The sequence below is a fragment of the Parvibaculum sp. genome (genome assembly GCF_035511255.1).
In the GTDB taxonomy this organism is placed as follows: domain Bacteria; phylum Pseudomonadota; class Alphaproteobacteria; order Parvibaculales; family Parvibaculaceae; genus Parvibaculum.
In genome coordinates, this window is sequence record NZ_DATKFR010000225.1 from 1 (window position 1) to 7559 (window position 7559).

Annotated in this window: 10 protein-coding genes; 9 read left to right on the plus strand and 1 reads right to left on the minus strand. The window is 64.5% G+C overall.

Annotation, left to right across the window (positions count from 1 at the left end):
- The 9 genes from VMR03_RS08765 to VMR03_RS08805 form a co-directional block, all read left to right on the plus strand.
- Nucleotides 1–715 (plus strand): ScpA family protein (locus VMR03_RS08765; RefSeq protein WP_325404281.1); only part of this gene is annotated, 715 nt, incomplete at its 5' end.
- Between the two features lie 104 nt (nucleotides 716–819).
- Nucleotides 820–1677: an SMC-Scp complex subunit ScpB gene (gene scpB / locus VMR03_RS08770; RefSeq protein WP_414693163.1), complete on the plus strand. Its 858-nt coding sequence runs from the start codon at nucleotides 820–822 to the stop codon at nucleotides 1675–1677.
- Between the two features lie 237 nt (nucleotides 1678–1914).
- Complete coding sequence (locus VMR03_RS08775) at nucleotides 1915–2148, plus strand: twin-arginine translocase TatA/TatE family subunit (RefSeq protein WP_325404283.1); 234 nt, start codon at nucleotides 1915–1917, stop codon at nucleotides 2146–2148.
- A gap of 27 nt (nucleotides 2149–2175) precedes the next feature.
- Complete coding sequence (gene tatB, locus VMR03_RS08780) at nucleotides 2176–2625, plus strand: Sec-independent protein translocase protein TatB (protein WP_325404285.1); 450 nt, start codon at nucleotides 2176–2178, stop codon at nucleotides 2623–2625.
- Nucleotides 2626–2633: 8 nt separating this feature from the next.
- Nucleotides 2634–3455 carry a twin-arginine translocase subunit TatC gene (gene tatC / locus VMR03_RS08785; RefSeq protein ID WP_325404287.1) on the plus strand — a complete coding sequence of 274 codons (822 nt, stop codon included), beginning with the start codon at nucleotides 2634–2636 and terminating at the stop codon, nucleotides 3453–3455.
- A gap of 94 nt (nucleotides 3456–3549) precedes the next feature.
- On the plus strand, nucleotides 3550–4857 hold the full coding sequence (serS, locus tag VMR03_RS08790; RefSeq protein WP_325404289.1) for a serine--tRNA ligase: 1308 nt from the start codon (nucleotides 3550–3552) through the stop codon (nucleotides 4855–4857).
- Complete coding sequence (gene surE / locus VMR03_RS08795) at nucleotides 4850–5656, plus strand: 5'/3'-nucleotidase SurE (protein ID WP_325404291.1); 807 nt, start codon at nucleotides 4850–4852, stop codon at nucleotides 5654–5656. Before serS ends, surE begins: the two co-directional genes overlap by 8 nt.
- An 18-nt stretch (nucleotides 5657–5674) precedes the next feature.
- A complete protein-coding gene (locus VMR03_RS08800; RefSeq protein ID WP_325404293.1) occupies nucleotides 5675–6343 on the plus strand; it encodes a protein-L-isoaspartate(D-aspartate) O-methyltransferase in 669 nt (222 codons plus the stop codon).
- 80 nt (nucleotides 6344–6423) lie between these two features.
- Nucleotides 6424–7422: a M23 family metallopeptidase gene (locus tag VMR03_RS08805; protein ID WP_325404295.1), complete on the plus strand. Its 999-nt coding sequence runs from the start codon at nucleotides 6424–6426 to the stop codon at nucleotides 7420–7422.
- Nucleotides 7423–7427: 5 nt separating this feature from the next.
- Here the strand turns inward: VMR03_RS08805 and VMR03_RS08810 are convergent.
- On the minus strand, nucleotides 7428–7559 hold a 132-nt coding region (locus VMR03_RS08810; RefSeq protein WP_325404299.1), incomplete at its 5' end, for a DUF815 domain-containing protein.

Sequence of the window (7559 nt, forward strand, 5' to 3'; positions counted from 1 at the left end):
CAACCAGAAGGTCGATCTCACCCGCATCTCGATCCTGAAGCTTGCCGAGCAATATCTCGACTTCATCAACCGCGCCCACCGGATGGAGCTCGACCTCGCCGCCGACTATCTGGTCATGGCGGCCTGGCTGGCCTATCTGAAGTCGCGCCTGCTGCTGCCGCCGCCGGATGAGGAAGAGGGACCGAGCGGCGCCGAGATGGCGGCGCGGCTTGCTTTCCAACTTCTGCGCCTCGAAGGCATGCGCAAGGCCTCGCAGACGCTTTTCGCGCGCCAGCGTCTCGGCCTCCATGTCTTCCAGCGTGGGGCACCTGAAGGTATTCGCGTTGTCAAGACAAGCCAGTACACGGGAACTCTCTACGAACTTCTGAAGGCCTATTCAGATCAGCGCCTCAAGGGCCACGAGACGAAATGGGAGCCCAAGCGCCTGCCGATCATGGCGATCGAGGTGGCCCGCAAGCGCCTCGAGCAGATGCTGGGCATGATGTTCGACTGGGGCCGCATCGACGCCTATCTACCGGTCGAGTATATGAGTTCCGAGCTTCGCCGTTCGGCGCTGGCGAGCACGCTTAGCGCGGCGCTGGTCCTTGCCAAGGACGGCGAAATCGAGCTCCGCCAGGCGAGCGCCTATCAGCCGCTTTTCGTGCGGCGCAAGAAGGCGGACGAATCCGCCACCACGCCCCCGGTGGAACCGGGCGACGAACAGACAAGCGAATGACAGAAGAAACGCGACCCGAATCCGAAGAAACCGAACCCGTCGACGCCGCGATCGAGGCCGGGGACGACGCGCGTCCCGACGACCGGGAGCCGGACGAGGACTATCTGGACGGTGAGGGTGAGGACGAGTCCGGTGAGGATGAGGACGAGTCTGGTGAGGGTGAGGACGAGTCCGGTGAGGATGAGGACGAGTCTGGCGAGGGTGAGAACGACACCGGTGAGGAAGAGGGTGACACCTCGGCCGCCGCGGAGGGTGAGGCCGACGAGAACGTCCTCAGCTTCCCGGTCAATGCGACCGACCATGCCCAACTGATGCGCATGGCCGAGGCACTGCTCTTTGCCGCCGCCGAACCGCTCGACATCGACAGCCTCGCGGCCCGGCTGCCGACGGGCACCGACGTGGGCGCGGTCATCGAGGACCTTCAGAAGCTGTATGAGACACGCGGCGTAAACCTGATCCGTGTCGCCAATAAATGGATGTTCCGCACGGCGGGCGATCTGTCTTTTCTGATGGAGCGCACGGCGGTCGAGCAGAGGAAGCTGTCGCGCGCGGCCATGGAGACGCTGGCGATCGTCGCCTATCACCAACCGGTGACGCGCGCCGAGATCGAGGAAATCCGCGGCGTAACGGTGTCCAAGGGCACGATCGACGTACTGATGGAAACGGGTTGGGTGCGGCTGCGCGGCCGCAAGCGCACCCCCGGCCGCCCGGTGACCTACGGCACCACGGAAGATTTCCTGCTGCATTTCGGGCTGGAGAATGTCGGCGACCTGCCGGGCCTCGACGAACTCAAGGCCGCCGGCCTGCTCGATGGGCGCCTGCCGCCGGGCTTCGACATTCCGAGCCCGAGCGATACCGGCGGCGAGGGCGACGGCGAGTTCGAGGATCCGCAGGCCGAGGAATATGGTGCGGCGCTCGACGACCACCTCGAACAGGTGGCGAGCGAGGAAGAGCCGGATTAAGGCGAATTCACTGGACTGCGGCTCATGCTTTACATGAGTATGCGGGCGAATACCGTTTCAAATTAATACGCTGTCGGCTTCAGCTCATCCAGTTCGTGCGATTGAGATAATCCGGCGGAGCGACGCAGAGACAGTCGCAATGCACGCGCGAAAAGCCCATATTCGGAGCATCAGTGCTAGGTTGCCTGCGGCCTGCCGACCCTTTTCGGCGAGGGCCACCCATCCGGGGAGAGATAGATGCTGAGTTGGACTCATATTATCGTCGTCGTCGCGTTGATCGTGCTGCTGTTCGGAACGGGCAAGATCTCCGATCTGATGGGCGACGTGGCCAAGGGGATCAAGAGCTTCAAGAAGGGCCTCGCGGACGACGACGACGATCAGCCGGCGCGCAAGCCCGACCCGAAGATCATCGAAGGCTCGGCGACGCAGGAAGCCGGATCCCAGACCAAGGACAAGGCCGCGAACGGCTGAACCCGTTGAGGCATTCCGGGTATCCTCATGTTTGACATCGGCTGGTCCGAACTGCTGCTGGTCGCGGTGCTGGCGCTCGTGTTCATCGGGCCGAAGGATTTGCCGCGCGTGATGCGCACCGCCGGCCGCTATGTCGGCAAGATGCGCGCGATGGCCCGCGAATTTCAGCAATCCTTTGAGGACCTGGCTCGCGAAAGCGAGTTGGAGGAATTGCGCAAGCAGGTGGCCGAGCTGCGGGGCGAGGCGATGCGCCCGCTGACCGACATGCAGAAATCGGTCGAGATGCCCAATACACCCGCTGCCGTTTCCACCAAGGACGAGCTGGCAGGCGCGGGGCCGACCGATCGGACGCTGCCCGACGACCTGTCTCCCGACATGGTCGAGGCGATCCGCGAGGCCGGGGAGATCGAGAAATTCGGCGAACCGGCGCCGTTACCGGGCCAGCCCGAGGTCAAATCCGGGACGGGCCAGGCATGAGCCCAAGCATGAATGACGACGACATCGAATCCTCGCGCGCGCCGCTGATGGAGCACCTGATCGAGCTGCGCTCGCGGCTCATCAAATCGGTGATCGCGGTCGCCATCGGCTTCGGCATCTGCTTCAGCTTCGCCAAATACATCTTCAACGTCCTCGTCCGGCCCTACGAGATCGCGGCGGGCGGCACGGCCGTGAAGTTCATCTATACGGCTCCGCAGGAGTTCTTTTTCACCCAGATGAAGCTCGCCATGTTCGGCGCGATCTTCCTGGCCTTTCCGGTGATCGCAGTTCAGGTCTACATGTTCGTCGCGCCGGGCCTCTACAAGAACGAGCGCGGCGCCTTCCTGCCGTTCCTGATCGCGACGCCGATCCTCTTCCTGATCGGCTCGGCGCTGGTCTATTTCGTCGTCATGCCCATGGCGCTCCATTTCTTCATGAGCATGCAGCAGGCGGGCGGCGAGGGTAAGGCGGCGATCGAACTTCTGCCCCGCGTCAGCGAGTATCTGGGCCTCATCATGAGCCTCATCCTCGCCTTCGGCGCCTGCTTCCAGCTTCCGGTCATCCTGACGCTGCTGGCCCGCGTCGGCCTCGTCACATCGAAGCAGCTCATCGCGGGCTGGCGCTACGCCATCGTCATCTCCTTCGCGGTCGCCGCCGTGCTGACGCCGCCCGACCTCCTCAGTCAGGTAAGCCTCGGGGTGCCGACGGTACTTCTTTATGTCTTCTCCATCGGCGCGGTGAAGCTCGTCGAGCGGAACAAGCGGATCGCGGCGGAAGCGAAAACCGCCGGCGAGGCGGCGGACAAGGCCGGCGCAACCGGCGGCGCCTGATCCGGGCAAGTGGGGAGGCCGGCTCGTCTGGACGCTCGGAACCCTTCCGCGTATACAGAAGCCCGCCCGAACTCCCCAATCCGCGACGGATCATATGCACGACATCAAGATCATCCGCGACGACCCGCAGGCTTTCGACGCCGGGCTCGCCAAGCGCGGCCTGCCGCCCCAGGCCGAACGGCTGATCGAGATCGACGAGCGCCGCCGCAAGACGATCGCCGCCCTGCAGGAGATGCAGGCCGCCCGCAACGACGCTTCGAAGCAGATCGGCGCGGCCAAGGCGAAGAAGGACGAGGCGCTGGCCCAGAAGCTCCTCGACGAGGTGGCGCATCTGAAGGCGAAGATCCAGGCGGGCGAGGAAGAGGAGCGGGCGATCGTCGCCGAGCTCGACACGGAACTCGCCGCCATCCCGAACATCCCCTATGAGAGCGTTCCCGTCGGTCCGGACGAGACGGCCAATGTTGAGTATCGCCGCCACGGCGCACCCCGCGCGATGAACTTCGCGCCGAAGGAGCATTTCGACCTCGGCGAGGCGCTCGGCCTGATGGATTTCGAGACGGCCGCCAAACTCTCCGGCGCGCGCTTCTCGGTCCTGAAGGGCCAGCTCGCACGTCTTGAGCGCGCCATCGGCAATTTCATGCTCGACCTCCACACCGGCGAGTTCGGCTACACGGAAGTGAACCCGCCGCTGTTGGTGAAGGACTCCACCATGTTCGGCACGGCGCAATTGCCGAAATTCGCCGACGACCAGTTCGCGGTCTTCAAGGGATTGAGCCGGGAGGAGCAGGACAAGTTCTGGCTGATCCCAACCGCCGAGGTCTCGCTGACCAATCTCGTGCGCGAGTCGATCCTCTCCGAGGACGAGCTGCCGATGCGGCTGACCGCCTGGACGCCCTGCTTCCGCGCGGAAGCCGGATCGGCGGGGCGCGACACGCGCGGGCTGATCCGCCAGCACCAGTTCTCGAAGGTCGAGCTCGTCTCGATCACGACGCCGGAACAGGCGGACGAGGAACACGAACGCATGCTCGCCTGCGCCGAAGGCGTGCTGAAGGCGCTGGAGCTTCATTACCGCGTCGTCACGCTCTGCACAGGCGACATGGGCTTCTCGTCCCGCAAGACCTACGATATCGAGGTCTGGCTGCCGGGGCAGAACATGTTCCGCGAAATCTCCTCCTGTTCGGTCTGCGGCGACTTCCAGGCGCGACGCATGCAGGCGCGCTACAAGCCGGAGGGAAGCAAGACCACGCGTTTCGTCAACACGCTCAACGGCTCAGGGCTCGCGGTCGGCCGCACGCTCGTCGCCATTCTCGAAAATTACCAGCAGGCGGATGGCTCCATCGCCATTCCCGCCGCGCTCCAGCCCTATATGGGCGGGCAGGAAGTGATCGCCGCCAATGGCTAAAAAGAAAACCCCCGTAAAGCCGACGGGCGGCCTTCGCATCCTCGTCACCAATGACGACGGTATTCATGCGCCGGGCTTGCAGGTGCTGACGCGCATCGCGCAGAAGCTCTCGAAGGACGTCTGGATCGCGGCCCCGGAAGAAGAACAAAGCGGTTCGGCCCATTCGCTGTCGCTCGCCAACCCCATCCGCGTCCGCCAGTTGAGCCCGCGCAAATTCGCGGTGAAGGGCACGCCGTCCGACTGCGTGCTGATGGCGGTCCGCCATATCATCAAGGACCGCCAGCCGGACCTCATTCTCTCCGGCATCAATCGCGGCCAGAACATCGCCGACGATGTCACCTATTCGGGCACCATCGCCGCGGCGATGGAGGGCACGCAGCTCGGCATTCCCTCGATCGCGCTGAGCCAGGCCTTCGGCTTCGGCGAGAGCCGCACGGTCAAATGGGCGACCGCCGAGCATTTCGCGCCGGGCATCATCGCCAAGCTCGTGAAGGCGGGCTGGCCGGAAGAAGTGCTGATCAATATCAACTTCCCGGACGTCGTCCACACCGCGGTCAAGGGCGTCGAGGTGACGTCGCAGGGCAAGCGCGATCAGTCGCTGGTTCGCGTCGAGGAGCGGATCGACGCGCGCGCGAACCCTTATTACTGGCTCGGCTTCGAGCGGGTTCTCAGCAATCCGCCCAAAGGCACCGATCTTCATGCTATCTATAGCGGGATGATTTCGGTCACACCGCTTCACATGAACCTCACGCATGCGCGCACGCGCAGCGCCCTCGTCACCGCGCTCGGAAAGTTCTGAGCGGGCACGGAGTAAGCCATGAGCGACGAAACGCCCATGGATGAGATCGATCAGGGCAAGATCGAGCTCATCATGGCGCTGAGACGGCAAGGCATTCGGGACAAGCGCGTGTTGAACGCGCTGGAGCGCATTCCGCGCGAGAAATTCATCAACGCCTCGTTCCGCAAGCAGGCCTACGAGGACCATGCGCTGCCCATCGAATGCGGGCAGACGATCAGCCAGCCTTTCATCGTCGCCTATATGACCGAACAGTTGCAGGTCGGCGAGCGCATGAAGGTACTGGAGGTCGGCACGGGCTCCGGCTATCAGGCCGCGATCCTGTCGAAGCTCTGCCGTCGCGTCTACACGATCGAGCGTTACCGCACCCTTCTGCGCGACGCGCTCAAACGCTTCGAGGATTTGCACCTCCACAACATCACGGCGAAGGCGGGCGACGGCGGCGAAGGCTGGCCGGAGCAAGCGCCCTTCGACCGAATCATCGTGACGGCGGCCGCGGCCTCCGTGCCGCCCAAGCTCGTCGAGCAGTTGAAGCCCGGCGGCGTGATGATCGTGCCGGTGGGCGCGCCGGGCGGGCGGGGCGAGCAGCATCTTGTGCGGATCGAACGGACAGAGGAAGGTGTGAAGCGCGAAGAACTCATGCCCGTGCGATTCGTCCCGCTGGTCGAGGGCGTGGCGAAGGAATCCTGACGCCGGGAGAATCCGAAGACGGGGCACGAGGCCCCGCGATTGCGGGCGCCGGAACGCGGCGAACGGGGATCATGCGAAATATGCGGCTGCACAGTGCGAAGGGCAGGACGACGGGCCTCATCGGTCTCGTCACGGCCGTTCTGCTGCTCGCGGGCTGTACAACGCAAAAACCCTGGTGGGAGGACGGACAGGGCCGTTCCCAAAGCGGCGGCGGCAGCGACCGTTATGTCGAGACGACGCCCATCTCACCTCCGGGGCGCGGCGGCACCTATGTCGTGCAGCCCGGCGACACGCTCTTCAAGGTGTCGCGCGACCAGAACATTCCGATCCGCTCGCTGATCGACGCGAACAATCTTCAGCCACCCTATGCCTTGCAGAGGGGGCAGCGCCTGACGATCCCGAATGCGCGCTATCACACCGTCCGGCCGGGCGACACGGTCTACAGCATCTCGCGGACCTACGGCGTCGACATGGCGACGCTGACCAGCACCAACCACATTCAGGCGCCCTATACGATCAAGCTCGGCGAGCGGCTGCAGCTTCCCTCCAAGGTCAATACGCAAGTGACCTCGCGCGACGTCGAGACGAGTCCGGTTCCGCCTCCGGCGCGGCACCCAACCACGACCACCACGACAACGGGCGGCAAGACCGTCATTGCCTCGACGCAGCCCAAGGCGCCGCTGCCCGCGCCGCCGACGCCGGCGGGCGACTTCGTCTGGCCGGCCCAGGGCAAGATTCTCTCGAACTTCGGGCCCAAGGAAAACGGGCTCCACAATGACGGCATCAACATCGCCGTTCCCGCCGGTACGCCCGTGAAGGCAGCGCAGAGCGGCGTCGTCGCCTATGCCGGCAACGAGTTGAAGGGCTACGGCAATCTGCTCCTCGTGCGCCACGCCAATGGCTGGATGACCGCCTATGCGCATAACAGCAAGCTGCTGGTGAAGCGCGGCGACACGGTGGTGAAAGGCCAGACCATTTCGCTGTCGGGCAGCACCGGAAGCGTGACCTCGCCGCAGGTGCATTTCGAAATCCGCAAGGGCGCGAAAGCCGTCGATCCGACGGGCGTCATCAGCGGCTAGACGTTTCAGTCGAGCGTCTGGCCGAGACGTCCCGCGAGATCCTGGATGAACTGCCAGGCGGTGCGGCCGGACCGGTTGCCGCGCGTCGCCGCCCATTCGATGGCCTCGGCGTGCAGCGCTTCCTTGCCGATCTTCAG